Here is a 24,282-nt window from a genome sequence, read left to right as displayed (position 1 = left end):
CCGGAGCCCCTGTTCTTAAAGTGGGGCAATGCGCACTGGTGAGCCCCTGCCCGCCGTGGGGGAGGTCCTCACCGCCCTCGCGACCGGCCTGTGGCACTGGGACACCGCCACCGAACTGGTCACGGTCGACGCGGAGGCCGCCCGGTTGCTCGGGCTGCCCGCCGAGGGGGCCACCCTCACGGAGGCCCAGGCGCGGGCCCGTCTGCACCCGGTCGACTGGAACGAGATCATCAGCGTCATCGGGCTCGCCGTCGCCGAGCACACGCTCGCCGAGGTCCGGATCAGGATCATGGACGAGCGGGGCCGGGTGATCCGTACCGTGCGCAGCCGTTCCAAGCCGTCCTACGACAAGGACAAGAAGTCCTTCCGGCTGATCGGCACCCTCCAGGAGGTCACCGAGCCCACCCCCGGCACCCCCGCCGGACGCACCGCGGTCACCGGCGACTGGCGGCGTTCCCGCGAGGCCTTCCTGCTGGACGCCGGCCGCGCCCTGGCCGAGGCCCGCTCCACCGCCGAGGTGCTGCGAGTGGCCGCGGGCCTGTCCATGCCGGGCTTCAGCCCCGACGGCCTGGCCGTCTTCGGTGTCGAGGGCGACCGCCTGACGATCATCGGCCACCACGGCCAGCAGCCGGGTGACGAGAGCCCCTTCTCCCACATGTCCCTGGAGACGGACTACCCGGCCGCCGAGGTCGTGCGCACCGGCCGGGCCGTCTACCTCTCCAGCCCCGAGGCCTACCGCTCCCGCTACCCGGTCACCTGGCCGCTCGCCCAGCGCTTCGACCGCCAGTCCTGGGCGTTCCTGCCGCTGACCGTGGCCGGCCGCACGATGGGCGCGTGGATGGCGGCCTTCGCCTATCCGGTCGCCTTCACACCGGACGAGCGCTCGGTCCTCACCACCGTGGCCCGCATGCTGGCCCAGGCCCTGTCCCGCGCGGGCCTGGCCGAGTCGGAACGCGAGCTGACCGACGGCCTCCAGCGCTCGATGCTCCCCACCCTGGGCCCGGAGATACCGGGCATGACGGTGGCCGCCCGGTACGTCCCCACCGGCGGCGGCCTCCAGGTCGGCGGCGACTGGTACGACATGATCCCGCTGCCCGGCGGCACCTCCCGGACGCAGGCCGGCACGGGACGGTTCGCCCTGGTCATCGGGGACGTCCAGGGCCACGACGTACGGGCGGCGGGCCTGATGGGCCAGCTCCGCATCGCCCTGCGCGCCTACGCCGCCGAGGGCCACCGCCCCGACGCGGTCCTCTCCCGCGCCTCACGCTTCCTCAACGGCATGACGTACGGCCTCGACGACCCCTCCGACATGCGGTTCGCGACCTGCCTGTACGTCGAGGCCGATCCGGTCACCGGCGTCCTGGAGGTGGCGCGGGCCGGCCATCCCGACCCGGCGATCCGCATGGCCGACGGCACGGTCCTGGCCCGGCGCACGGAAGGCGGCCTCCCGCTGGGCATCGATCCGGACGCCGACTACCCCACCACCCGGATCACCCTGGAGCCGGGCGAGACGCTGATGCTGTGCACCGACGGGCTGATCGAGACCGGCGGCCACGACTTCGAGACCGGCTGGAAGCGGGTCCGCACCATTCTGGAGACCCACGAGGGCGACCTGGAGGGACTCGCCGACGCCCTGATCCAGGCCGTCCACGGTCCCTCCTCCCACCACACCACCGGCCCTTTCGCCGACCGCCGCGAGGACGACATCGCGCTCCTGCTGCTGCACCGGCAGGGCGAGATCAGGGACCCGGCCGCGGTACGGCCCACGGTCCGCCGCACCATGCTCTCGGTGGCCCAGGCGGAACCCGAACGGGTCGGGGTGGCCCGCCAGCAGCTGCGCGAACTGCTCCACGACTGGCCCTCCGCCGACCAGATCGACTCGGCGGTCCTGCTGCTGTCCGAGACGCTGACCAACGTCCTCGTCCACACCGACGCTGACGCCCTGCTCCTCGCGGAGGTCCGCGGCGAGGCCGGCGAGCGCCGGATGCGCGTCGAGGTCACCGACACCAGCGACGACCTGCCCCACAAACGCCGCCCCGGCGAACTGGCCTCCTCGGGCCGCGGCCTGATGCTGATCGAGCTCCTCGCGGACGCGTGGGGGGTGGACCCCCGGGGCGAGGGCAAGAGCATCTGGTTCGAGCTCTACGAGCCCTCCGGCGAGCCGTCCCCGTAGGGACGGACGGGCCCCCAGGGCGGGTCCCGCAGACGGGCCGGGAGGGCCGGGCGTCAACCCGCATCCCCACTCTCACCCTTTCAAGTGACCACCGAGCGACTGGCGGCGACGGCTCCGGCACCGCCTGCACGATGAGTGCCCTGGCCGTGATCCGACCGCACGCAAGGAAGTCGCATGGGCAAGTCCGCATCCCCGAAGGACCGCAAGGGGTCCTCGTTCTCCCTGTCGTACGAAGGCGCCCAACGCGACCCCGCCAACCACATCAGGGTCGGCAAGGGCGGATTCTCGTTCAAGGGATCGACGAAGGCGCTCATAGCTCTCGCCGTGATGGCCCTGGTCGGCGGAGGGGCCTACCTGTCGCTGACCGGTCAGGGCCAGGGCAGCCCGAGCGGTGCGAGCGTGACGCCGGGCACGAGCGTGACCTCGGGCGGAGCCGGTGCCGCAGCGGCGCCGACGAACTCCGGAGGGCCGCAGTCCCCGACGGCGGGTGTCACCCAGGCGGTGGACGCGGGGCCGGCGGCGGTGAGGGAGCACCGCAAGGTCGTCCTGCGCGCCGGATCCAACGTGGACCTGGACTTCACCAACGGCCTCTCCGACATCATCTTCTCGCTGCCGGCGAGCGCCGACGACGGCTATGCGATCGTCGGCGACAGCGGCGACCTCGCCACCGTCGACGGCCCCGCGACGGCGGAGAGCTGCGCGGCGGCCACGGAGTTCGGGTTCGCCGTCGACCAGAAGAACATCCGCAGGGGACTCACGGCGTGCGTGCTCACCGACGAGAACCGGGTCGCCGCCATCACCTTCCTCGGCTGGCAGGCGGACGACCCGAACTACGCCGGCGGCCTGTCGTCCGTCACCATGGACGTCACCACCTGGGAGAAGCCCGAAGGCGCGGCCTGACGCCAGGGGCGAGCGGCCTACAGCCCGCCCTCGGTCATCCCGTGGACCGCCGGGATCGTCCCCAGCCGCCCCTTCTGGAAGTCGTCGAACGCCTGCTGGAGTTCCTCGCGGGTGTTCATGACGAACGGGCCGTAGTGGGCCATCGGTTCGCGGATCGGGCGGCCGCCCAGGAGGACGACCTCCATGTCCGGCGTGTGGGAGTCCTGCTTCTCGTCGGCGCGGACCGTCAGGGAGCCACCGGCGCCGAAGACCGCGGTCTGGCCGAGGTGGATCGGGCGGCGCTCCGCGCCCACCGAACCGCGGCCGGCCAGCACGTACGCCAGACCGTTGAAGTCCTCCCGCCAGGGAAGGGTGATCTCGGCACCCGGCGCCACCGTCGCGTGGATCATGGTGATCGGGGTGTGGGTGATACCGGGGCCCTGGTGGCCGTCCAGCTCTCCGGCGATGACACGGAGCAGCCCGCCGCCGTCCGGCGTCGACAGCAGTTGCACGCTGCCGCCGCGGATGTCCTGGTAGCGCGGGGCCATCATCTTGTCCTTGGCCGGCAGGTTCACCCAGAGCTGGAGGCCGTGGAAGAGGCCGCCGGACATGACGAGCGCCTCCGGCGGCGCCTCGATGTGGAGGAGGCCGGAGCCCGCCGTCATCCACTGGGTGTCGCCGTTGGTGATGGTGCCGCCACCGCCCTGCGAGTCCTGGTGGTCGAAGATGCCGTCGATGATGTACGTGACGGTCTCGAAGCCGCGGTGCGGGTGCCACGGCGTGCCCTTCGGCTCGCCCGGCGCGTACTCCACCTCGCCCATCTGGTCCATCATGATGAACGGATCAAGGTGCCGGTAATGGATCCCGGCGAACGCCCGGCGCACCGGGAATCCCTCGCCCTCGAAGCCACTCGGCGCGGTCGTCACGCCGAGGACGGGACGGGCCACCGCGTCCGCCGTCGCGGCCACGCGCGGCAGGGTCAGCGGGTTTTCGACAGTCACTGCAGGCATGTCGGTACCTCCTCGTGGTTCGAGTTTAGTTGAGCGTTGAACTTTCTGCCACCTCTAACGGAAGAAGCCCGGAGGGCATTCCCCTCCGGGCCGCTTCGCACGGGTCGTACCGCGTCAGTTGCTGAAGTACAGGTACTTCCATGCCCCGTACGTCGTCGAGTTCACCGTGTCACCGGACGAGCCGTTGACGTACACCGACCGCATCCGCGCGCGGACGCCGGACTCGCCGGCCGCCCCGAGGGCGACGGCCGACTTCCCGTTCGTGCCGATCGGGAAGTACTCCGAGTCCGCCGAGTACCAGGTGCCCTGGTAGTAGACCTGGAGGTCGAAGCGCTGCTGACGGCCCGGGTAGTAGGTCATCGTCGTGGTGAGCAGCGGTTCGGTGTTCTTGTGGAACCAGTAGTACGACGTGGAGCCGATCTTCGCCGTCTTGTAGTGCTTGGAGACGGCGGTGGAGATCCTGACCCTGGCGTAGGCCGTGGACTTGACCGTCTTCGGCTTGTAGCGGGCGTCGCCCGAGAAGACCGCGGTGACGGCCGTGTCCCGGGTCATGTCCACCCAGGCGCTGATGTTGCCGTCGGCGTTGACCGTGCCGGTCTTGATCAGCTTCTTTCCCCTGTCGCTGCCGAAGGGGTCCGCGTAGATCGACACCGAGCGGTTCTTGTACGTCGTGCCGAGGTGCGCCGTGAACTTGACGTCGGTGCCGTAGTTGTACAGCTTGCCGTTGTTGTTCAGGCTCAGGGACGTGGCGGCGCGGGAGACCTCGACGCTGTCCGAGGCGGTCACCGCGGTGTGCGTGGCGTCGCCCGCGTACTTCACCGTGTACGTCACCTTGCCGCCGACCGACGGGGTGTCGGCGAAGGAGTAGGTGCCGTCGGCCTTCGCCGTGACGCCCGGCAGCGCCCTGCCGTTCGGGTTCTCCAGGTCGGTACGGGTGACCGTGAGCCGGGCCCCGGAGGGCAGCGGCACCGTCGCCGAGAGCTTGCCGGTGACGGTGAGCGACTTGGCGCGGGTGGCGGTGGAGGGCGCGTTGACCGTGAGGGTGGGAACGTTGAGGTTGGGGTCGGTGAGCACCTTGACCGTCCAGCCGCCGCTGCCGGCGACGAGGGCGAAGACCCGGGAGGAGTCGCCGGCCCAGGCCACGTCGGCCGCGGGCTGGGTGCCGGTGCTGTAGGTGCGGACCGGCTGCGTGGCGCTGGGCCGGTAGATCGCGACCTTGGTGCCGGTGACCTGGGCGATCAGGCCACTGCGTCCGACGTCCGCCAGCTGACCGCCCGGGTAGGCGCCGGCCTTGGTGAGGGCGCCGTTCGCGTAGGCGTGCCGTTCGGTGCCGTTGACGAGCACCTGGTCGTCGCCTGCGACGAGGTCGATGTCGCCGAGGCCGTCGTTCAGCTCGTACGAGTTGTCGTTCCAGGCGATCACCTTGGGCGTGCCGCTCGACACGTCGAGGACGGCCTCGGTGCCCGTGGAGTCCCCGGTCTCGCCGACGGCCAGCAGGCCCGGCCGCAGCGGGTCGGTGTCCAGCAGGGCCTGCCCCCACAGTCCGACACCCGTTCCCTCGGCCGGGATCTGGGTCAGCGCCACGGCGTCGGTCCCGCTCGCCGGGTCCACCGCCGGGTCGACCGAGCCCAGGTCGCCGTCCCACTGGTCGCCGTAGGAGAACCAGACCTTGCCCCCGGCGAAGGCCACGTGGCGTGGCCCGGTGTCTGTGGCGACCGGATAGCGGGCCTTGACCTGGAGGTCGGCCGCGTTCAGGGCGACGATCTCGTGGCTGGTGGGCAGGGCCGCGTAGAGGGTGGCGCCGTCGTCGGACACGGCGAGGTCGCCGGCGTTGTCGAGGCCGGTGGCCTGGGCGACGAGGGTGCCGTTGTAGTCGGTCGCCAGGATCTGGCCGTCGGCCTGGTCGCTGACGAAGACCCGCCGGAGGGCGTCGTCCACGACGAGGCCGCCGGGGCTGGTGACCACGGCGGAGGCGGCCGAAGCGGTGCCGGCCGCGGCGACGCCGAGCGCCACCGAGCTGAACATGACCGCGAGCGCCGTCGCGGCCGAGGTGCTGCGCATGCGCACAGTGATGAACCCCCACAGAAGATCCCGGGGTCGCCGGGAGATGAGAGCGCCGCGCGGCACCCGGACGCGGACCGCCGAAGGGCGGTGACGTGCGGGGCGCGGCTGCCGGAGGGAACTCTATGGCATGGCTGTGACAAGCGAGAGGGATATTCGGCGCCGGGCGACGGCTACCCGTACATCCGCCGCATCGCGAACTCGACCATCTGCTCCACGGCCTTGGCGTCGAAGACGATCCGGTGCTCGCCCTCCATGTCGAGGACGAAGCCGTAGCCCGTGGGCAGCAGGTCGAGGACCTCCGCGCCGGTGATGACGAAGTACTTGGACTCCTTGCCCGCGTACCGCCGCAGCTCCTTGAGCGTGGTGAACATGGGGATCACCGGCTGCTGGGTGTTGTGCAGGGCGAGGAAGCCGGGGTTGTCGCCGCGCGGGCAGTACACCTTGGACGTGGCGAAGACCTGCTGGAAGTCCTCCGCCGCCAGCTGCCCGGTGGTGAAGGCACGCACCGCGTCCGCGAGCGAGGGCGGGGACGGCTCGGGGTACAGCGGCGGCTGCTGGCCGTACCCGCCCACACCGCCGGCCATGGGCTGCTGCGGCGGGACGCCGTACTGCTGCTGGGCACCAGCGCTCTGGTCGTAGCCGTACATGGGCGTAAGCGTACCGAGGGAGGCGGGGGCGGCGGACGGCTACCGGCCACCGCGAAACCGACAGCGACCCGACAGCGCCGGGCCCTGTGTTCCGGGCGGCCCGCGCTCGTAGCGTCGGTGCATGCGCGGACACGGTGACGACGAGGTCCACGAGCACGACCGGGGGCTCTCCCACGACCTCCCCGTGCTCGCCCGGCGACGGATGATCGGGCTCCTGGCGGGGGCGGCCCTGGTGCCCCTGGCGGGCTGCACCGCCGAGGAGGGTTCCTCCGCCGCGGCGGACTGCGCCGCCGTTCCCGAGGAGACGGCGGGCCCCTACCCCGGGGACGGCTCGAACGGAGTGAACGTGCTGAAGGAGAGCGGGGTCGTGCGCGGCGACATCACCCGCAGCTTCGGCGACTCCGCGGGCGGGACCGCCGAGGGGGTCCCGCTGACCCTCACGCTCACGGTGGTGGACGCCGGCTCCGGCTGCGGGAGCCCGAGGAGGGGGGCCGCCGTGTACGTCTGGCACTGCGACCGGGAGGGCGGCTACTCCCTCTACACCGACGGCGTCACCGACGAGAACTACCTGCGGGGCGTCCAGGAGACCGACGAGCGGGGCCGGACCACCTTCACCAGCGTCTTCCCCGGCTGCTACACCGGCCGCTGGCCGCACGTGCACTTCGAGGTCTACGGCAGCCTCCGGGACGCGACGAGGGCCCGCGCGATCACGACCACCTCGCAGCTCGCGCTCCCGAAGGACGTCTGCGAGACGGTGTACGCGACCGCGGGTTACGAGCGGAGCGCCGACCACCTCGCCCGGCTCTCCCTGGAGTCGGACAGCGTCTTCCGCGACGGCCACGACCAGCAGCTCGCGGCGGTCGAGGGGAGCGTCGAGGCGGGGTACACCGCCACCCTGACCGTCGCGGTGTGAACCGTCACAGATGGCCGGATCGGGGTTGCGGCTTATTACCGACGGGTAGCATCATCGTAGCTACTTGTTGGTACGTGAACTAGCGCGAGGAACCAAGTGCCTCGCCGAACTCTTAACGGAGCCGTCGCCATGGGGCACTACAAGTCGAATCTGCGCGACATCGAGTTCAACCTCTTCGAAGTACTCGGACGCGACAAGCTGTACGGCACCGGGCCCTTCGCCGAGATGGACGCGGAGACCGCGAAGAGCATCCTGGAGGAGCTGACCCGCCTCTCGGAGAACGAGCTGGCGGAGTCCTTCGCGGACGCCGACCGCAACCCGCCGGTCTTCGACCCCGAGACGAACACCGCGCCGGTCCCGGCGTCCTTCAAGAAGAGCTACAAGGCCTTCATGGACTCCGAGTACTGGCGGCTGGGCCTGCCCGAGGAGATCGGCGGCACCACCGCGCCCCGCTCCCTCATCTGGGCCTACGCGGAGCTGATCCTCGGCGCCAACCCGGCCGTGTGGATGTACTCCTCCGGCCCGGCCTTCGCGGGCATCCTCTTCGACGAGGGCAACGACGTGCAGAAGCACATCGCGAAGATCGCCGTGGAGAAGCAGTGGGGCTCCACCATGGTCCTCACCGAGCCGGACGCCGGCTCGGACGTGGGCGCCGGCCGCACCAGGGCGGTCCAGCAGGAGGACGGCTCCTGGCACATCGAGGGCGTCAAGCGCTTCATCACGTCGGGTGAGCACGACATGGAGGAGAACATCCTCCACTACGTGCTCGCGCGGCCCGAGGGCGCCGGTCCCGGCACCAAGGGGCTGTCCCTCTTCCTCGTGCCCAAGTACCTCTTCGACTTCGAGACCGGCGAGCTGGGCGAGCGCAACGGCGTCTACGCGACCAACGTCGAGCACAAGATGGGCCTGAAGGCCTCCAACACCTGCGAGATGACCTTCGGCGACCGCCACCCCGCCAAGGGCTGGCTCATCGGCGACAAGCACGACGGCATCCGCCAGATGTTCCGCATCATCGAGTTCGCCCGCATGATGGTCGGCACGAAGGCGATCTCCACGCTCTCCACCGGCTACCTCAACGCGCTGGAGTACGCCAAGGAGCGCGTCCAGGGTCCGGACCTGGCCAACTTCATGGACAAGACCGCGCCCAAGGTCACCATCACCCACCACCCCGACGTACGCCGCTCGCTGATGACGCAGAAGGCGTACGCGGAGGGCATGCGCGCTCTGGTGATGTACACCGCGGCCGTCCAGGACGAGATCCAGGTCAAGGAGACCAACGGCGAGGACGCCACCACCGAGCACGCCCTCAACGACCTGCTCCTGCCGATCGTGAAGGGCTACGGCTCCGAGAAGGCCTACGAGCTGCTCGCCCAGTCCCTTCAGACCTTCGGCGGCTCCGGCTTCCTCCAGGAGTACCCGATCGAGCAGTACATCCGGGACTCCAAGATCGACACCCTGTACGAGGGCACCACCGCGATCCAGGGCCAGGACTTCTTCTTCCGGAAGATCGTCCGCAACCAGGGCGCGGCCCTCAACTCCCTCGCCGAGGACATCAAGAAGTTCCTGGCGCTCGGCACCGGCGGCGAGGAGCTCGCGGGTGCCCGTGAGCACCTGGCCAAGGCGGCCGTCGAGCTGGAGGCCATCGTCGGCCTGATGCTGACCGACCTCGCGGCCACCGAGCAGGACGTCAAGAACATCTACAAGGTGGGCCTGAACACCACCCGCCTGCTGATGGCCTCCGGTGACGTCGTCGTCGGCTACCTGCTCCTCAAGGGCGCCGCGATCGCCGCCGAGAAGCTGGAGACCGCCTCCGCCAAGGACAAGGCGTTCTACACCGGCAAGATCGCGGCGGCGAAGTTCTTCGCGGCCAACGTCCTGCCCGGCGTGACCCTGGCCCGCAAGGTCGCCGAGGGCGTCGAGCTGGACCTCATGGAGCTGGACGAGGCCGCGTTCTAGGACACACCTGTACAGCTGCACATCCTCCTCACCGGAGCCCGCTCCCATCCCCGGGAGCGGGCTCTCGTACGTCGTTAAGGTGAACCCCATGAGCGCACCCCACCGCTTCGACCGCGGCCACACCGACGACCTCATGACCTTCCTGGCGGCGAGCCCCACGCCGTACCACGCGGTGGCGAACGCCGCCGAGAGGCTGGAGAAGGCAGGCTTCCGCCAGGTCTCGGAGACGGACGCCTGGGACGGCACGAGCGGCGGCAAGTACGTGCTGCGCGGCGGTGCGGTCATCGCCTGGTACGTCCCCGAGGGCGCGGCGCCCCACACGCCGTACCGCATCGTCGGCGCGCACACCGACTCCCCCAACCTGCGGGTCAAGCCGCTGCCGGACAGCGGGGCGCACGGCTGGCGCCAGGTCGCCGTGGAGATCTACGGCGGTCCCCTGATGAACTCCTGGCTGGACCGCGACCTCGGGCTGGCCGGCCGGCTGACCCTGCGGGACGGCTCGACGCGCCTGGTGAACGTGGACCGGCCGCTGCTGAGGGTGCCCCAGCTCGCCATCCACCTGGACCGCGCGGTGTCCTCGGACGGTCTCAAGCTCGACAAGCAGCGCCACCTCCAGCCCGTCTGGGGTCTGGGCAACGATGTGCGCGACGGCGACCTGATCGCCTTCCTGGAGGAGGAACTCGGGCTGGGCGCGGGCGAGGTGACCGGCTGGGACCTGATGACGCACTCCGTGGAGGCGCCCGCCTACCTGGGCCGGGACAAGGAGCTGCTGGCCGGTCCGCGGATGGACAACCTGCTGTCCGTGCACGCCGGGGTGGCCGCCCTGACCGCGGCGTCCGGGAGCCCCGGGCTGTCGTACATCCCCGTCCTCGCCGCCTTCGACCACGAGGAGAACGGTTCCCAGTCGGACACCGGCGCGGACGGGCCGCTGCTCGGCGGGGTGCTGGAGCGCTCGGTGTTCGCCCGCGGCGGCTCCTACGAGGACCGGGCGCGGGCCTTCGCGGGGACGGTCTGCCTGTCCTCCGACACCGGGCACGCGGTGCACCCCAACTACGCGGAGCGGCACGACCCGACGCACCACCCGCGTGTCAACGGCGGCCCCATCCTCAAGGTCAACGTCAACAACCGCTACGCCACCGACGGTTCGGGCCGTGCGGTGTGGGCCGCCGCCTGCGAGCGGGCGGACGTGCCCTTCCAGTCCTTCGTCTCCAACAACTCCATGCCCTGCGGCACGACGATCGGCCCGATCACCGCGGCCCGGCACGGCATCAAGACCGTCGACATCGGTGTGGCGATCCTTTCGATGCACAGCGTCCGGGAGTTGTGCGGCGCGGACGACCCGTATCTGCTGGCGAACGCTCTCGTGGCGTTCCTGGAGGGGTAGTTCGCGAGAAGTGGGGGTACCCGGGAGTCCGAACCGGAACGACCGGACCGGACAGGGAGGCGACACTCATGGGCCTCGGCGGGTGCATCATCCTCATCGCCGTGGGAGCAATCCTCACGTTCGCCACCGACTGGCACATGCAGGGGGTCAACCTCGACCTGGTCGGTGTGATCCTGATGATCGTGGGACTGATCGGCGTGACGACGTTCAGCAGCATCGCCCGGCGCCGGCGTGTGGTGGTACCGCCCACCACGCCGACCGTGGTCGAGGAGCCGCACGGACGCCGCGACGGATACTCCGACGGATACGGCGCGTAAGGGACATCGAGCGGATCGAAGGACGCTCAGGGCGAGCACAGACAACCGTGAGCAATCCGTAATCAGGGTTGTCTTGTCCGCTTGTGTGGAAATAGTGAAAACTCGGGATCCTTGAGAGCCCGGGGGGTCAGCAGTGCCGGGCGTGAACCACCAGCACACCCGGGGGCTCCCCGTGCTCCACTCCACGACACTCGAGGCGCCGCCACGCCCGGCGCCCGAGCCGGGACCGACGCGTCCCCACCGGCACGCCGCCCGGCGCGCCCACGCCGCCCCCGACGAACTCGACGGCCCACCGCGCCTGGTGGCGCTGATACCGGCGCACAACGAACAGGACCGCATCGCCGACGCGATCCAGGGCCTGTGGCGGCAGACCCGGCGCCCCGACCTGATCGTCGTGGTCGCCGACAACTGCACCGACGCCACCGCCGAGATCGCCGTCGCCCACGGCGCCCAGGTCTTCGCCACCGAGGGCAACACGCACAAGAAGGCCGGCGCCCTCAACCAGGCCATCGCCTGGGTGCTGCCCCATCTCGAGGACCGCGACCTGCTGTTGGTGCAGGACGCCGACACCGTGCTCAACCCCTGGTTCAACGAGACGGCGATCGGCACCTTCAACCGCAAGGTCGGCGCCGTCGGCGGGGTCTTCTACGGCGAGGAAGGCGGCGGACTGCTCGGGCTCCTCCAGCGCATGGAGTTCCACCGCTACGCCTGGGAGCTGGAACGCACCGGCGGCAAGGCCCAGGTGCTCACCGGCACCGGCACCATGTTCCGCGCCCGCGTCCTGCGCGAGGTGCGCGCCGCCCGCCGCGACGGACGGATCGGCGGCGGCCACGCCTACTACAGCCTCGCCTCGCTCACCGAGGACGACGAGATGACCAAGGCGGTCAAGACCCTCGGCTACCGGGCCATGTCCCCGGCCGGCTGCGCGGTCACCACCGAGGTCATGCCCACCCTCGGCAAGCTGTGGCACCAGCGGTTGCGGTGGCAGCGCGGCGCCCTGGAGAACCTGCGCGACTACGGCTGGACACGTGTCACCGCCCGCTACTTCATGCAGCAGTTCCTCATGGGCTTCGGCGCGCTGTCCTTCCTCGTCTACCTGACCTACATGGTCACCTACACCACGCTGTACGGCTGGCCCGGCTTCTCGCCCTTCTGGACCGCGATCGGACTCCTCTTCGTGGTCGAGAAGACGGTCTCCGTGCGGCGGGCGGGACCGCGTGCCGTGCTGGTGGCGGCGCTCATGGTGCCGGAGATGCTCTACGACCTTTTCCAGCACGCCGTCTACTTCACCTCGCTGTGGGGCCTGTTGCGCCGCAGCGAGGAGAAGTGGGTGGCGACGTAACTCGGATATCCACCCTCATAGGAGAAAAGCGCATGTACGGAAGAGTGATCGGTGCCGGGACGACCGGGGCCGGAGGCGCCACGCTGGCCGCGACCGGGCTGTGGCTGAACAGCATGGCGATGCTGGTGACCGCGACGACGCTGGTGGCGGCGGGGGTCGCGCTGTTCAAGCTGGTCCCGCGCAGGCGGTAGGGCCTACGCGTCCTCGTCCGTCCCGGCGAGGACCAGCGCGAGCCGGTCCGTTCCGGTCCGGGTCAGGCGGACCGGAACTCCCCAGTCCTGCTGGTGGACGTGACAGGCCGGGTACTCGGCGGAGCCGTCGCCTGACGGTGTGTCGCAGGACGCGGCCATGGCCGAGACGTGCAGGACGCCCTGCTCGATCGCGGGGTTCAGTCCGAGGGTGCGGGACAGGTCTGTTCCCGCACCCTCGCCGTCCGTCAGCAGCTCCGGCGGGGTCGCGGAGACCAGGAGGCGGGTCGCGGGGCCGTCGCGGGTGTCCAGCTTCTGGCCCGCCGGGGTCCGGAAGACCACGTCCAGCCGGAGCCTGCCGGGAGCCACTTCGGTGGCCGCGCGCTGCGCGCGGTGGGCCGCCGGCTCCACGCGTACGGCCTCCTCGGGCAGCCTGAGCCGGGTCAGCCGGTGCCGGGCCGACTCGACGACCACGATCTCGTCGCCGGCCAGGACCGCGCCGCTCGGCTCCCGCAGATCCGTGGCGAGGGTGGTGACCTCGCCGGTCGCCGGGTCGTAGCGGCGCAGCGCGTTGTTGTAGGTGTCGCAGACCGCGACCGAGCCGTCGGGCAGCGCGGTGACCCCCAGAGGGTGCTGGAGCAGGGCCTGTCCGGCGGCGCCGTCGCGGTGGCCGAAGTCGAAGAGGCCGGTGCCGACGGCGGTGTGGACGGCCCCGTCCGGGTCGACCCAGCGCAGGGCCGAGGTCTCGGAGTCGGCGAGCCACAGGCGCTCGCCGTCCGGTGACACGGCGAGACCGGAGGGCTGGGCGAACCAGGCCTCGGCGGCCGGCCCGTCGACCAGGCCCTCGTCGGTGGTGCCGGCCACGGCCGCGACGGTCCCCTCGCCCGGGTCGTAGGTCCACAGCTGGTGGACGCCCGCCATCGCGATCCACACCAGGCCGCGCCACACCGCCACGTCCCACGGGGAGGACAGGTCGGTCCCGCGCGCGGGTCCCGCGGTGGGGGAGCCCCGCCACCACTGGCGTCCCGTGCCGGCCAGTGTGGTGACCTCGCCGGTGGCCAGGTCGAGCCTGCGCAGGGCGTGGTTGACGGTGTCCGCGACGACCACGGCACCCTCGTCGAGGAGGGCCAGCCCCTGCGGCTCGCTGAACGCGGCCGTCTCCGCCGTGCCGTCGGCGAAGTCGCGCGCGCCGGATCCGATCCGCCGGACGACGCTCTCCCCGTCCGCGGCGAACTCCACCAGCTGGTGCCGGGTGGTGTCGCTGACCAGGAGGTGCCCGGACGGCAGCAGCAGCGCCTTGCCCGGGAAGCGCAGGGTGCTCGGCTCGGGCTCGGGCGCCACGTACGGCCCGTCGCCGCGCCGCAGGGTGCCCTTCGCGGCGTGCTCGGCCTCCAGCTCCGTCACCAGCCGCTCGATCGCGTGCACATGCCCCTCACCGGCGTGCTGCGCGACCACGTACCCCTCCGGGTCGATCACGACGAGCGTCGGCCAGGCACGGACCGCGTACTGCTTCCAGGTCGCGAGCTCCGGGTCGTCGAGGACGGCATGCGCGACCCCGTACCGCTCGACCGCGTCCGCCACCGCCGCGTGCTCGGTCTCGTGCACGAACTTCGGCGAGTGCACGCCGACCACCACGACGGTGTCGGAGTGCTTCTCCTCCAGCTCCCTGAGCTCGTCGATGACGTGCAGGCAGTTCACACAGCAGAAGGTCCAGAAGTCGAGGACGACGATGCGGCCCCGCAGGTCGGCGAGGCTGTACCGCTGCCCGCCCGTGTTCAGCCAGCCGCCCTTGCCGATCAGCTCGGGGGCGCGGACACGGACGCGGCGGGGTGCGGAGGTCATGGATCAAGCGTGCCACCCGGCACCGACAGTCACCCCAGCGCGTGTCCGGTGGTCACGTCCACATGGGCCGGGATCTCGTCGTGGCGGTCGCCGACCGTGGAGGTGCCGGTCGGTTCGAGGAGCAGGATGTCGGTCGGGACGGGGGCGTACGGCTTGTGCTCGACGCCTCGCGGGACGGTGAAGACGGACAGCTTCGGCAGGACGACCGTGCGCTCGCCGGCCGGCTCGCGCAGGGAGATGTGCAGTTCGCCGTCGAGGACCAGGAAGAACTCGTCGGTGTCGTCGTGCACGTGCCACAGGTGCTCGCCCTCGACGTGCGTGACGCGGACGTCGTAGTCGTTGACGGCGGTGACGATGCGGGGGCTCCACCGGTCGGTGAAGGAGGCCAGCGCGGTGGGCAGGGAGACGGGTTCGGTTGCCATGGCGTCATCGTGCGGGGTGACCTGGACGGCCTGCGAGTGCTAGGAATCGCGTATGGCGCAACGATCCTCTCAGCCGAGCCCTCGTCCGCACCGGGTAGCGGTGATCGTCGACGAGGGCACCAACCCCTTCGAGGTGGGCGTCGCCACCGAGCTGTTCGGGCTGCCGCGGCCCGAACTGGGGCGGCCGGGACCGCTGTACGAGGTGACGCTGTGCACGCCGGCCCCCGAGATCCGGATGAACCACGGCTTCTTCACGCTGACCGGGGTGCCCGGTCTGGACGCCGTGGACGACGCCGACACCCTCGTCGTGCCCGGGCGCCCCGACAACGTCGTCCCGCGCGGGGCGGCCGTACGCGAGGCGATCCGCCGCACGCACGCGCGGGGTGCCCGGGTGGTCAGCCTGTGCACCGGCAGCTTCGCGCTCGCCGAGGCCGGGCTGCTGGACGGGCGGCGGGCCACCACGCACTGGATGTGGGCCGACGCCTTCCGCGAGCTGCATCCGCGGGTCCGGCTGGAGCCGGACGTGCTGTTCGTGGACGAGGGCGACGTCCTGACGGCGGCGGGCAGCGCGGCCGCGCTGGATCTCGGGCTGTACATGGTCCGGCGCGACCACGGCGCCGAGGTCGCCAACGCGGTGTCCCGCAGGCTGGTCTTCGCCGCCCACCGCGACGGCGGGCAGCGGCAGTTCGTGGAGCGGCCCGTGCCCGACGTACGGGACGAGTCGCTCGGCCCGTTGCTCGCGTGGGCACAGGAGCGCCTCGGGGAGCCGCTGACCGTCGCCGGCCTCGCGGCCCGCGCGGCCGTCTCCCCCGCGACCCTGCACCGCCGCTTCCGGGCACAGCTCGGCACGACCCCGCTGGCCTGGCTCACCGGCGAGCGGGTGGCACTGGCATGCCGGCTCATCGAGCGCGGCGAGGAACGGCTGGACGTGGTGGCCGCGCGGAGCGGTCTCGGGACCGCCGCGAACCTCCGCGCGCGCGTGCGGCGCGAGACGGGACTCAGCCCGTCGGCCTACCGGCGGCGTTTCGGGACCGGCGCAGGGGAAGCGGTAACGGCATGAGATTCCTCGTACGCGACCGGCTGCTCGGCATCGGTGACGACTACTGGATCGAGGACGACCAGGGCAACAAGGTCTTCCTCGTCGACGGCAAGGCCATGCGGGTCCGGGACACCTTCGAGCTGAAGGACACCCACGGGCGGGTCCTGATCGACATCCACCAGAAGATGCTCGCCCTGCGCGACACCATGGTGATCGAGCGGGACGGCGAGCCCCTGGCGAAGATCAAGCGGAAACGCCTGTCGCTGCTGCGCAACCACTACCGGGTGGCCCTGGCCGACGGCAGCACCGAACTCGACGTCAGCGGAAAAATCCTGGACCGGGAGTTCGCCGTCGAGTACGACGGCGAACTGCTCGCGGTGATCTCGCGGCGCTGGCTGCACGTCCGCGACACCTACGGCGTCGACATCGTCCGGGAGGACGCGGATCCGGCGCTGCTCATCGCGGTGGCGGTGTGCGTGATCCACCTCGCAGAGAAGGAACGCGAGGACGACTGACGGGGCGTCCGGCGCCTCAGAGCACCCGGTCCTTCAGCGCCGGGAACTGCTCCCTCGTCACGGCCACCTTCCCGGGGTCGAACTCCACCGTGAGGACCTCCTCGCCGGCGCCCGCCTCGGCGAGGACCTGGCCCCACGGATCCACCACGATCGAGTGACCCGCCTGCGGAACTCGGGCGTGCGTCCCGGCCGTTCCACAAGCGAGCACGAACGCCTGGTTCTCGACCGCCCGTGCCCGGGCCAGCAGCGTCCAGTGGTCGCGGCGGCGCTCCGGCCAGCCCGCCGGGATCACCAGGGTCTCGGCGCCCGCGTCGACGAGACCGCGGAAGAGTTCGGGGAAGCGGAGGTCGTAGCAGGTGGCGAGGCCCAGGGTCGTCTCCGGCAGACGGACCGTCACCAGGTCCTCGCCGCGGCCCATCAGCACGGCCTCGCCCTTGTCGAAGCCGAAGCGGTGGATCTTGCGGTAGGAGGCGGCGCGTTCACCGGAGGGGGAGAAGACTAGGGAGGTGTTGTAGAGGGTGCCGTCGGGGGCCCGCTCGGGGATCGAGCCCGCGTGCAGCCACACGCCCGCCTCGCTCGCCGCCTTCGCCATGACCTCGTGGGTCGGACCCTCCAGCGGCTCGGCCGCGCTGCCGAACTCCTCGAAGGCGAACGCCCCGGTGGTCCACAGCTCCGGCAGCACGACGAGGTCGGCTCCGGCCTGTTCCCGTACCAGTGCCGCCGCGCGACGCCGACGCGATTCGACCGATTCGCCCTCATCCACGGCGATCTGGATCACAGAGGCGCGCACACTACCACCGTCCTGGCATTCGAGCCGTCCATTACGGGCCTACGATCGTCACACGAAAGCACTGCCGGGGTGCCTCACAGCAGCGTAACTTAGCGTTCCAAGACACCCGCCGGCAGCCACCGCCTCCACTGGCAAAGCCGCCATCACCAGCCCGTGCTCCGACCGCCGAGGGGTCCCGTTCCGTGAGTCTGCATCCCACCCTCCAGCCCTACGCCGACGCCTGGACCCACTCCATCGAAGCGATATCCGAGCTGGTGAACCCCCTCGTGGAGGGAGAGTGGAACCGCCGTACGCCCTGCCCCGGCTGGTCGGTGCGGGATGTGGTCTCCCATGTCATCGGCCTGGACTGCGAGATGCTGGGCGACCCGCGCCCCATCCACACCCTGCCCCGCGACCTCTTCCACGTCACCAACGACCACCAGCGGTACATGGAGATGCAGGTCGACGTCCGCCGTCACCACACGGCACCGGAGATGACCTCCGAGCTGGAGTACGTCATCATCCGCCGCAACCGCCAGCTCCGGAACGAGTCCCGCGACCCGGGCACCAAGGTGCGCGGCCCGCTGGGAACCGAACTGACTCTCGCGGAGTCCATGCGGCAGCACGCCTTCGACGTCTGGGTGCACGAGCAGGACCTGCGCACGGCCCTCGGCCGGCCCGGCGGCCTCGACTCCCCCGGCGCGCACATCGCCCGTGACGTCCTGCTCGCCGCGCTCCCCGACATAGTGGCCGTCAAGGCCGAGGCGCCCCGCAGTTCGGCGATCGTCTTCGACGTGCACGGCCCCGTCGAGTTCCTGCGCACCATCCGTGTCGACATCCAGGGCCGCGGCACCCTGGAGACCGCCCCCGCCCTCGGTCCGGCGGCCACCCTCAGCCTCGACTGGGAGACCTACGTCCGTCTGGCCTGCGGTCGAGTGAGTCCGGAGGCGGTTGCGGACCGGGTGAAGGCGGAGGGCGACCCGGAACTGACGGCGGCGATCCTGCGGAACTTCACGGTGACACCGTAGGAATCGGGTGTGAGCCCTGCGTGGCCCGCGCGGCTACGCAGGGACGTGCACCGTCTCCACCCGGCTCGCCACCATGCGCTCCCGCTCCCGGCGGGCCGCCCGTCCGCGCAGCCGCAGGATCTGGCTGATGCCGAGCGCCTGGAGCACGAAGACGGAGGAGAAGGCGACGGTGTAGTCGTCGTCGGTCGCGTCCAGGAGCACACCGACGGCGAACAGGGTGGTCATCGACGCGACGAACCCGCCCATGTTGGTGATGCCGGACGCGGTGCCCTGCCGCTCCGGCGGGTTCGCGGGCCGGGCGAAGTCGAAGCCGAGCATCGACGCCGGCCCGCACGAGCCGAGCACCACGCACAGCGCGACCAGCAGCCACATCGGCGCCCGCTCGCCGGGCCAGGCCAGCGTGGCCGCCCACAGCAGCGCCGTCGCTCCCACGGTCCCGAGGGCGAGCGGCAGCCGCGCCCCGTGGTGCCGGGCGACGACCTGGCCGTAGACCAACCCGACGGCCATGTTGGACAGCACCACGAGGGTGAGCAGCTCGCCCGCCACCGCCCGGGCCAGTCCCTGCGCCTCGACGAGGAACGGCAGGCCCCACAGCAGCAGGAACACCATCGCCGGGAACTGCGTCGTGAAGTGGACCCACAGCCCGAGGCGGGTGCCGGGCTCCCGCCAGGACGCGGCGATCTGCCGCCGTACGTAGGCCGCCCCCCGGTGCGGGAAGGGCTCCGGCTCGTGCCCCTCGGGGTGGTCCTTGAGGAAGAGCAGCAGCAGGACCAGCACCACCACGCCCGCGAGGGAGCTGCCCGCGAACGCGGCCGTCCAGCCGACGCCGTGCAACAGCCGGGCCAGGACCAGGGTGGAGACCAGGTTGCCGGCCATGCCGGCGAGCCCGGCGAGCTGGGCGACCAGCGGGCCGCGCCGGGCCGGGAACCAGCGGGTGCCGAGGCGCAGCACGCTGATGAAGGTCATGGCGTCACCGCAGCCGAGCAGGGCGCGCGAGGCGAGGGCGGTGCCGTACGACGGTGAGAACGCGAAGCCGAGCTGTCCGGCGGTGAAGAGCACCACCCCCAGCGTCAGCACCTTCTTGGTGCCGAGCCGGTCGACGAGCAGGCCCACCGGTATCTGCATGCCGGCGTAGACGAGGAGCTGGAGGATCGAGAAGGTCGACAGGGCCGAGGCGTTCACATGGAAGCGGTCGGCCGCGTCGAGGCCGGCGACCCCGAGGGACGTACGGAAGATGACCGCGACGAAGTAGACCGAGACGCCGATGCCCCACACGGCCATTGCACGCCGGCCGCCCGGAGGGGTCCGTTCTGAGGAAGTGTCACCCGTAAGAGTGGACTTGCTCATCGGACCTCACCCCGGGCGAGGTGGGAGAACCACTCGACGTGTCCGTGGATCAGACCCACGACGGCCTCCGCGTCACCGGCGCGCAGTGCCTCGAGGATCTGCTCATGCTCGACGAGGGTCTTGGTGATGCGGTCCGGGTGGGCGTGCATGACGGCGACACCCATCCTGAGCTGCCGGTCGCGGAGCTGGTCGTAGAGCCGGTTCAGGATCTCGTTGCCGCCGCTGCGGACGATCTCGGCGTGGAAGCAGCGGTCGGTGACCGCGGCGCCGGCCAGGTCGCCCGCGGCGGCCTGCTCCTTCTGCCGCGCGAGGAGCTCCTCCAGGCGCGCGATGAGCTGCGGGGAGGCGGGTACGGCCTTGCGGGCGGCGTGCTCCTCGACGAGCTGCCGGGTCTCGACGACGTCGGCGATCTCCTGCGCGGAGACGGGCAGGACCAGCGCGCCCTTCTTCGGGTAGAGCTTGATGAGCCCCTCGACCTGGAGACGCAGCAGCGCCTCCCGCACGGGTGTCCGGGAGACCCCTACGGCCTCGGCGAGTTCGCCCTCGGTGAGCAGGGTCCCGCCCTCGTAACGGCGGTCCAGGACTGCCTGCTTGACGTGGGCGTAGACGCGATCGGCGGCGGGCGGCTGTTTCACGGCCAGACTCATGCCCACAGCATAGATACAACACGTACGCATCATCGGCCCCGTCCAGCATGCGGACCTCGCACCACTTCCGTCGAAGAAATCCTCACCCGCCCCAGTGCGCGTACAACCATGTGTGCTAGTTACGTGTCACACACGTGCGGCCCCACTTTCTTCCCCTTCCAACTCGGCCGCACTCAGGGGCATTCGACGTATTCGGGGTATTTCAGTTGATTACCGCCACCAAGGGCCTCCGCGTCCGCAGAGCCGCAGCCGTCGCGATCACGACCGGCGCAGTGCTCGCCACCGGAGCTCTCACCGCGGCACCCGCGCAGGCACTCACCACGCCGACCATCACCGCCAAGGGCGGATTCCTGATGAACAGCGCGACCGGCACGACCCTCTACAGCAAGGCGCCGAACACGAAGCGGCTCACCGCTTCCACCACGAAGATCATGACCGCCAAGGTCGTGCTCTCGCAGTCGAACCTGAACCTGGACGCCAAGGTCACGATCAAGAAGGCGTACAGCGACTACATCGTCTCCAGGGGCGCCTCCTCCGCCCACCTGATCGTCGGCGACAAGGTGACCGTCCGTCAGCTCCTCTACGGGATGATGCTGCCGTCCGGCTGCGACGCCGCGATGGCCCTCGCCGACAAGTTCGGCACGGGCTCGACGGTCTCCGCACGCACCAAGTCGTTCATCGCGAAGATGAACACGACGGCCCGCAGCCTCGGCATGACGAACACGAAGTTCGACTCGTTCGACGGCATAAGCAATGGCGCGAACGCCTCGACGCCGAAGGACCTCACGCTGCTCGCCCGCAACGTGATGAAGAACTCGACCTTCAAGTCCGTCGTGAAGACCAAGTCGTACACGGCCAAGACGATCACGAAGACCGGCAGCACCCGCACCATGGGCGCCTGGACGAACACCAACACCCTGCTCGGCTGGAACGGCACGCTCGGCATCAAGACCGGCTCGGGCACCGACTCCAAGTACTGCCTCGTCTTCGCCGCCACGAAGAACGGCGAGTCCGTCATCGGCGCCGTGCTGACGTCCTCGTCGGCCGCCAACCGCACCACCGACGTGAAGAAGCTCATCAACTACGGCTACGCCAAGATCAGCTGACGCACCGCAACATCCGAAGAGGGGCCCGCCGCTGTCGCAGCGGCGGGCCCCTTCGTCATGCCGGACACCCGGCGAACCCGGAATTTCCCTCGCATGGGTGAATATCGTTACTTCAGTTGGCATATGCGATCTTCTCCGCCCTAGGTTCCGCTGCGGAGGTGGTTCACATGAACGAACCCAGCAAGCGGCCCGAGGCGGGCAAGAGGCATGAGGCGATCGACATCGGCGACTTCGTGTACGCGGCGACCGGACACCGGATTCGGCGGCTGACCATGCCGGGCGGGAGTCATTGGTTTCCGGCGGTGGACGTGTGCAAACACTTGGGACACACCAACACCCAGAAGGCACTCTCCGACCATGTCCCAGAAGAGCACCGAGACATTCTCGAGACCCTAACTGGAGGTTACGGTCTCAGCGTTCCCGCAGGTAGAGAGTGGCGTCGAGACCTGAATGTCATCTCTCTCCAAGGTCTCATCCTTCTCGTCAACGCCTGCACCAAGCCCGCCTGCGCCCCCTTCAAGCAATGGGCCGCCGAAGTGATCGAGACAGTCCAGCGAGAGGGCTCCTACACCCTCGAAGAGGCCGAGGTGCAGCCCGCCGGGCCGGGCGCGCCCATCGCCTACGCCATGCCCGAGCAGATCGCCGAGGCCATCGTCCGGCTCGAAGAGCGCAATCTCCAGGCCGACGAGCAGCTCGCCGCCGCCCAGCACAAGTCGATCGCGTTGCAGGAGGCAATGGTCGAATCCCAGCGGGAGATGCTGGAGACGCAGCGTGCCACTCTCGCGGCCCAGCAGGCCATGGCCCTGGCCATGGAGCGCATCGCGGACCGGCTCGACGCCCTGGTCCTCGAACGGCCGGCGCCCACCGCCGACCTGTCCGCTCCGCCGACGACGGAGTCCGTGCTGGCCGACTGGCGGCGGCGGCTGTCCGTCACGGAGGACGTCTGGACCGTGGCCGTCGTCATCGCGCCGGTGCTGGTCGAGGAGGGTGAACTCCGGCGGCCGCTCGAATCGATCGCGGCCCGCACGGGCCTGACGGTCCATCGGGTCAACGAATGCCTGCGCCTGCTGCGCAAGCACGCCTGCATCCGATCGCAGGGGGCTGCGGACGACGGCGCTCCGGTGTATGTGCTGAACCGCGCCTGACCAACCCCCGTGCATGACAGAGGGGCGGCCGCATTCCGAAGTTGCGGCCGTCCCTCCACCATGTGACAACCCCGTCCCGGGGGACAGGTCACGCCCAGGTGATGAGTTTCTTCGGTTGTTCCAGGATCGCCGCCACGTCGGCGAGCACCTTGGAGCCCAGTTCCCCGTCGATCAGACGGTGGTCGAAGCTGAGGGCCAGGGTGGTGACCTGACGGGGCTTGACCTTGCCCTTGTGGACCCAGGGCTGGAGCTTGATCGCGCCGACGGCGAGGATCGCGGACTCGCCGGGCGGCAGGATCGGGGTGCCGGTGTCGACGCCGAAGACGCCGACGTTGGTGATGGTGACCGTGCCGCCCTGCATGGCGGTGGGGCTGGTGCGGCCCTCCTTGGCGGTGGTCACCAGTTCACCCAGGTCCTGGGCGAGTTGCGGCAGGGTCCTGGTGTGGGCGTCCTTGATGTTCGGGACGATCAGGCCACGGGGGGTGGCCGCGGCGATGCCCAGGTTGACGTAGTGCTTGAGGACGATCTCCTGGTTCGCCTCGTCCCAGGAGGCGTTGATGTCGGGGTTCCGCTTGATCGCGACCAGGAGGGCCTTGGCGATCAGCAGGAGCGGGTTGACGCGCAGGCCCGCGAACTCCTTGTCCTGCTTGAGTTCCTCGACGAGCTTGAGGGTGCGGGTGACGTCCACCGTCACGAACTCGGTGACGTGCGGGGCGGTGAACGCGGAGCCGACCATGGCCTGGGCGGTGGCCTTGCGCACGCCCTTGACGGGGACACGGGTCTCGCGGGCCGCGTCGTAGGAGGCGGCCGGGGCCTGCGGGACCTGGACCGGCGCGGTGGCCTGCGCGGCCGGGGCCTGCTCCAGGGGCGCGGGCGCCTGGGCCGGGGCGGCGGCCGCGTGGACGTCCTCGCGGGTGATGATGCCGTCCGGGCCGGAGGGGATCACCGCGGTGAGGTCGACGCCCAGGTCCTTGGCCAGCTTGCGCACCGGGGGCTTGGCCAGCGGGCGGGACTGCCCGGTGGCGGCCGGTGCGGGCGGCTGGGGGGCCGGGGCCGCGGGGGCCGGGCTGTGGCCGTTCAGCTCCGTCTGGATGGCCACCGAGGCCTGCTGGACCGGCAGTTCGGGGCCCTTGCGGGGGCGCCGCTTGGTCGAGGAGGCCGCCACGCCGTAGCCGACCAGGACCGGCTGACGGCCGGTGCCCTCGGGCTTGGTCCCGGAGACCTCGGGAGCGGTCACGGCCTCAGGAGTGTCGGCAGGAGCCTGTCCGGCCGCGGGGGCGCTGCCGCCGCTCACGTCGATCGTGATGATCGCGGTGCCCACGTCGACCGTGGTGCCCTCGGGGAAGCGCAGGTCGCGCACCACCCCGTCGTAGGGGATGGGCAGTTCGACGGCCGCCTTGGCCGTCTCCACCTCGCACACCACCTGTCCGTCGGTGACCGTGTCGCCCACCTGGACATACCACTTGAGGATCTCGGCCTCGGTCAGCCCCTCGCCCACGTCGGGCATCTTGAACTCGCGTACGGACGCGTCCGTCATCGTCGTCACGGC

General features: G+C 70.6%; 22 protein-coding genes. 13 read left to right on the top strand and 9 right to left on the bottom strand.

Translation table 11 applies throughout. The features are described 5' to 3' along the window. Nucleotides 1–28 precede the first annotated feature (28 nt). Entirely contained in the window at nt 29–2,173 is a 2,145-nt protein-coding gene (locus tag ACIQJT_RS17130; protein ID WP_402644192.1) for a SpoIIE family protein phosphatase, read from the top strand. A gap of 174 nt (nt 2,174–2,347) precedes the next feature. Then, nucleotides 2,348–3,073 carry a hypothetical protein gene (locus tag ACIQJT_RS17125; protein ID WP_402644189.1) on the top strand — a complete coding sequence of 242 codons (726 nt, stop codon included), beginning with the start codon at nt 2,348–2,350 and terminating at the stop codon, nt 3,071–3,073. A 17-nt stretch (nt 3,074–3,090) separates the two neighbouring features. Here the strand turns inward: ACIQJT_RS17125 and ACIQJT_RS17120 are convergent, their stop codons facing one another. The 3 genes from ACIQJT_RS17120 to ACIQJT_RS17110 form a co-directional block, all read right to left on the bottom strand. Then, on the bottom strand, nt 3,091–4,062 hold the full coding sequence (locus ACIQJT_RS17120; RefSeq protein WP_053850735.1) for a pirin family protein: 972 nt from the start codon (nt 4,060–4,062) through the stop codon (nt 3,091–3,093). A 114-nt stretch (nt 4,063–4,176) separates the two neighbouring features. Next, the gene (locus tag ACIQJT_RS17115) at nt 4,177–6,123 is read right to left on the bottom strand and encodes an Ig-like domain repeat protein (protein ID WP_402644185.1); all 1,947 of its coding nucleotides are present in this window, start codon (nt 6,121–6,123) and stop codon (nt 4,177–4,179) included. A 173-nt stretch (nt 6,124–6,296) separates the two neighbouring features. Continuing rightward, entirely contained in the window at nt 6,297–6,773 is a 477-nt protein-coding gene (locus tag ACIQJT_RS17110; protein WP_053850737.1) for an SseB family protein, read from the bottom strand. 121 nt (nt 6,774–6,894) lie between these two features. On the opposite strand from ACIQJT_RS17110, the gene ACIQJT_RS17105 reads away from it, so the two are divergent. The 6 genes from ACIQJT_RS17105 to ACIQJT_RS17080 all read left to right on the top strand — a co-directional run bounded on the left by ACIQJT_RS17105 (nt 6,895) and on the right by ACIQJT_RS17080 (nt 12,876). After that, complete coding sequence (locus ACIQJT_RS17105) at nt 6,895–7,686, top strand: intradiol ring-cleavage dioxygenase (protein WP_402644182.1); 792 nt, start codon at nt 6,895–6,897, stop codon at nt 7,684–7,686. 129 nt (nt 7,687–7,815) lie between these two features. Continuing rightward, nucleotides 7,816–9,642 (top strand): acyl-CoA dehydrogenase, encoded by a 1,827-nt coding sequence (locus ACIQJT_RS17100; RefSeq protein ID WP_365453212.1) that lies wholly within the window; start codon nt 7,816–7,818, stop codon nt 9,640–9,642. An 88-nt stretch (nt 9,643–9,730) separates the two neighbouring features. Continuing rightward, nucleotides 9,731–11,026 (top strand): M18 family aminopeptidase, encoded by a 1,296-nt coding sequence (locus ACIQJT_RS17095; protein WP_365453209.1) that lies wholly within the window; start codon nt 9,731–9,733, stop codon nt 11,024–11,026. Nucleotides 11,027–11,094: 68 nt separating this feature from the next. After that, the gene (locus ACIQJT_RS17090) at nt 11,095–11,343 is read left to right on the top strand and encodes a DUF6458 family protein (RefSeq protein ID WP_402644178.1); all 249 of its coding nucleotides are present in this window, start codon (nt 11,095–11,097) and stop codon (nt 11,341–11,343) included. 301 nt (nt 11,344–11,644) lie between these two features. Continuing rightward, entirely contained in the window at nt 11,645–12,685 is a 1,041-nt protein-coding gene (locus ACIQJT_RS17085; protein ID WP_402644772.1) for a glycosyltransferase, read from the top strand. A 32-nt stretch (nt 12,686–12,717) separates the two neighbouring features. Continuing rightward, a complete protein-coding gene (locus tag ACIQJT_RS17080) occupies nt 12,718–12,876 on the top strand; it encodes a hypothetical protein (protein WP_020119422.1) in 159 nt (52 codons plus the stop codon). A 3-nt stretch (nt 12,877–12,879) separates the two neighbouring features. Here ACIQJT_RS17080 and ACIQJT_RS17075 read toward each other — a convergent pair whose 3' ends face one another. Beyond that, the gene (locus ACIQJT_RS17075; protein WP_402644175.1) at nt 12,880–14,715 is read right to left on the bottom strand and encodes an NHL domain-containing thioredoxin family protein; all 1,836 of its coding nucleotides are present in this window, start codon (nt 14,713–14,715) and stop codon (nt 12,880–12,882) included. A gap of 29 nt (nt 14,716–14,744) precedes the next feature. Next, complete coding sequence (locus ACIQJT_RS17070; protein ID WP_053850742.1) at nt 14,745–15,137, bottom strand: cupin domain-containing protein; 393 nt, start codon at nt 15,135–15,137, stop codon at nt 14,745–14,747. Between the two features lie 52 nt (nt 15,138–15,189). On the opposite strand from ACIQJT_RS17070, the gene ACIQJT_RS17065 reads away from it, so the two are divergent. Then, nucleotides 15,190–16,197, top strand: coding sequence for a GlxA family transcriptional regulator (locus ACIQJT_RS17065; RefSeq protein WP_402644172.1), 1,008 nt, complete (start codon nt 15,190–15,192; stop codon nt 16,195–16,197). Then, the gene (locus ACIQJT_RS17060) at nt 16,194–16,691 is read left to right on the top strand and encodes an LURP-one-related/scramblase family protein (RefSeq protein ID WP_402644169.1); all 498 of its coding nucleotides are present in this window, start codon (nt 16,194–16,196) and stop codon (nt 16,689–16,691) included. Before ACIQJT_RS17065 ends, ACIQJT_RS17060 begins: the two co-directional genes overlap by 4 nt. Nucleotides 16,692–16,707: 16 nt before the next feature. Here the strand turns inward: ACIQJT_RS17060 and ACIQJT_RS17055 are convergent, their stop codons facing one another. Continuing rightward, nucleotides 16,708–17,481: a carbon-nitrogen family hydrolase gene (locus tag ACIQJT_RS17055; RefSeq protein ID WP_402644166.1), complete on the bottom strand. Its 774-nt coding sequence runs from the start codon at nt 17,479–17,481 to the stop codon at nt 16,708–16,710. A 182-nt stretch (nt 17,482–17,663) separates the two neighbouring features. Between ACIQJT_RS17055 and ACIQJT_RS17050 the strand changes: the two genes are divergently transcribed. Then, nucleotides 17,664–18,488 carry a maleylpyruvate isomerase family mycothiol-dependent enzyme gene (locus tag ACIQJT_RS17050; RefSeq protein WP_402644164.1) on the top strand — a complete coding sequence of 275 codons (825 nt, stop codon included), beginning with the start codon at nt 17,664–17,666 and terminating at the stop codon, nt 18,486–18,488. 33 nt (nt 18,489–18,521) lie between these two features. Here ACIQJT_RS17050 and ACIQJT_RS17045 read toward each other — a convergent pair whose 3' ends face one another. Together ACIQJT_RS17045 and ACIQJT_RS17040 are read right to left on the bottom strand one after the other, a co-directional pair. Continuing rightward, nucleotides 18,522–19,769 carry a nitrate/nitrite transporter gene (locus ACIQJT_RS17045; protein ID WP_402644162.1) on the bottom strand — a complete coding sequence of 416 codons (1,248 nt, stop codon included), beginning with the start codon at nt 19,767–19,769 and terminating at the stop codon, nt 18,522–18,524. 62 nt (nt 19,770–19,831) lie between these two features. Further along, a complete protein-coding gene (locus ACIQJT_RS17040; RefSeq protein ID WP_365453185.1) occupies nt 19,832–20,482 on the bottom strand; it encodes a GntR family transcriptional regulator in 651 nt (216 codons plus the stop codon). A gap of 206 nt (nt 20,483–20,688) precedes the next feature. On the opposite strand from ACIQJT_RS17040, the gene ACIQJT_RS17035 reads away from it, so the two are divergent. Together ACIQJT_RS17035 and ACIQJT_RS17030 are read left to right on the top strand one after the other, a co-directional pair. Further along, on the top strand, nt 20,689–21,588 hold the full coding sequence (locus tag ACIQJT_RS17035; RefSeq protein ID WP_234358669.1) for a D-alanyl-D-alanine carboxypeptidase family protein: 900 nt from the start codon (nt 20,689–20,691) through the stop codon (nt 21,586–21,588). A gap of 167 nt (nt 21,589–21,755) precedes the next feature. Continuing rightward, nucleotides 21,756–22,733, top strand: a complete 978-nt coding sequence (locus ACIQJT_RS17030; RefSeq protein ID WP_402644158.1) for a Bro-N domain-containing protein — start codon at nt 21,756–21,758, stop codon at nt 22,731–22,733. 88 nt (nt 22,734–22,821) lie between these two features. On the opposite strand, the gene ACIQJT_RS17025 is transcribed toward ACIQJT_RS17030, so the two are convergent. Beyond that, nucleotides 22,822–24,279 carry a dihydrolipoamide acetyltransferase family protein gene (locus ACIQJT_RS17025; RefSeq protein ID WP_402644155.1) on the bottom strand — a complete coding sequence of 486 codons (1,458 nt, stop codon included), beginning with the start codon at nt 24,277–24,279 and terminating at the stop codon, nt 22,822–22,824. Nucleotides 24,280–24,282 lie beyond the last annotated feature (3 nt).

Origin of the sequence: Streptomyces sp. NPDC091972 (genome assembly GCF_044756385.1) — a bacterium.
GTDB lineage: Bacteria > Actinomycetota > Actinomycetes > Streptomycetales > Streptomycetaceae > Streptomyces.
Note: the sequence above shows the minus strand (reverse complement) of the source record. Positions and strands in the feature narration are given on the sequence as shown.

What these genes read in the sequence shown, in the direction of transcription:
- ACIQJT_RS17130 (WP_402644192.1), top strand. Translation starts at nt 29, where the DNA reads ATGCGCACTGGTGAGCCCCTGCCCGCCGTGGGGGAGGTCCTCACCGCC.
- ACIQJT_RS17125 (WP_402644189.1), top strand. Translation starts at nt 2,348, where the DNA reads ATGGGCAAGTCCGCATCCCCGAAGGACCGCAAGGGGTCCTCGTTCTCC.
- ACIQJT_RS17120 (WP_053850735.1), bottom strand. Translation starts at nt 4,062, where the DNA reads ATGCCTGCAGTGACTGTCGAAAACCCGCTGACCCTGCCGCGCGTGGCC.
- ACIQJT_RS17115 (WP_402644185.1), bottom strand. Translation starts at nt 6,123, where the DNA reads ATGCGCAGCACCTCGGCCGCGACGGCGCTCGCGGTCATGTTCAGCTCG.
- ACIQJT_RS17110 (WP_053850737.1), bottom strand. Translation starts at nt 6,773, where the DNA reads ATGTACGGCTACGACCAGAGCGCTGGTGCCCAGCAGCAGTACGGCGTC.
- ACIQJT_RS17105 (WP_402644182.1), top strand. Translation starts at nt 6,895, where the DNA reads ATGCGCGGACACGGTGACGACGAGGTCCACGAGCACGACCGGGGGCTC.
- ACIQJT_RS17100 (WP_365453212.1), top strand. Translation starts at nt 7,816, where the DNA reads ATGGGGCACTACAAGTCGAATCTGCGCGACATCGAGTTCAACCTCTTC.
- ACIQJT_RS17095 (WP_365453209.1), top strand. Translation starts at nt 9,731, where the DNA reads ATGAGCGCACCCCACCGCTTCGACCGCGGCCACACCGACGACCTCATG.
- ACIQJT_RS17090 (WP_402644178.1), top strand. Translation starts at nt 11,095, where the DNA reads ATGGGCCTCGGCGGGTGCATCATCCTCATCGCCGTGGGAGCAATCCTC.
- ACIQJT_RS17080 (WP_020119422.1), top strand. Translation starts at nt 12,718, where the DNA reads ATGTACGGAAGAGTGATCGGTGCCGGGACGACCGGGGCCGGAGGCGCC.
- ACIQJT_RS17075 (WP_402644175.1), bottom strand. Translation starts at nt 14,715, where the DNA reads ATGACCTCCGCACCCCGCCGCGTCCGTGTCCGCGCCCCCGAGCTGATC.
- ACIQJT_RS17070 (WP_053850742.1), bottom strand. Translation starts at nt 15,137, where the DNA reads ATGGCAACCGAACCCGTCTCCCTGCCCACCGCGCTGGCCTCCTTCACC.
- ACIQJT_RS17065 (WP_402644172.1), top strand. Translation starts at nt 15,190, where the DNA reads ATGGCGCAACGATCCTCTCAGCCGAGCCCTCGTCCGCACCGGGTAGCG.
- ACIQJT_RS17060 (WP_402644169.1), top strand. Translation starts at nt 16,194, where the DNA reads ATGAGATTCCTCGTACGCGACCGGCTGCTCGGCATCGGTGACGACTAC.
- ACIQJT_RS17045 (WP_402644162.1), bottom strand. Translation starts at nt 19,769, where the DNA reads ATGGCCGTGTGGGGCATCGGCGTCTCGGTCTACTTCGTCGCGGTCATC.
- ACIQJT_RS17040 (WP_365453185.1), bottom strand. Translation starts at nt 20,482, where the DNA reads ATGAGTCTGGCCGTGAAACAGCCGCCCGCCGCCGATCGCGTCTACGCC.
- ACIQJT_RS17030 (WP_402644158.1), top strand. Translation starts at nt 21,756, where the DNA reads ATGAACGAACCCAGCAAGCGGCCCGAGGCGGGCAAGAGGCATGAGGCG.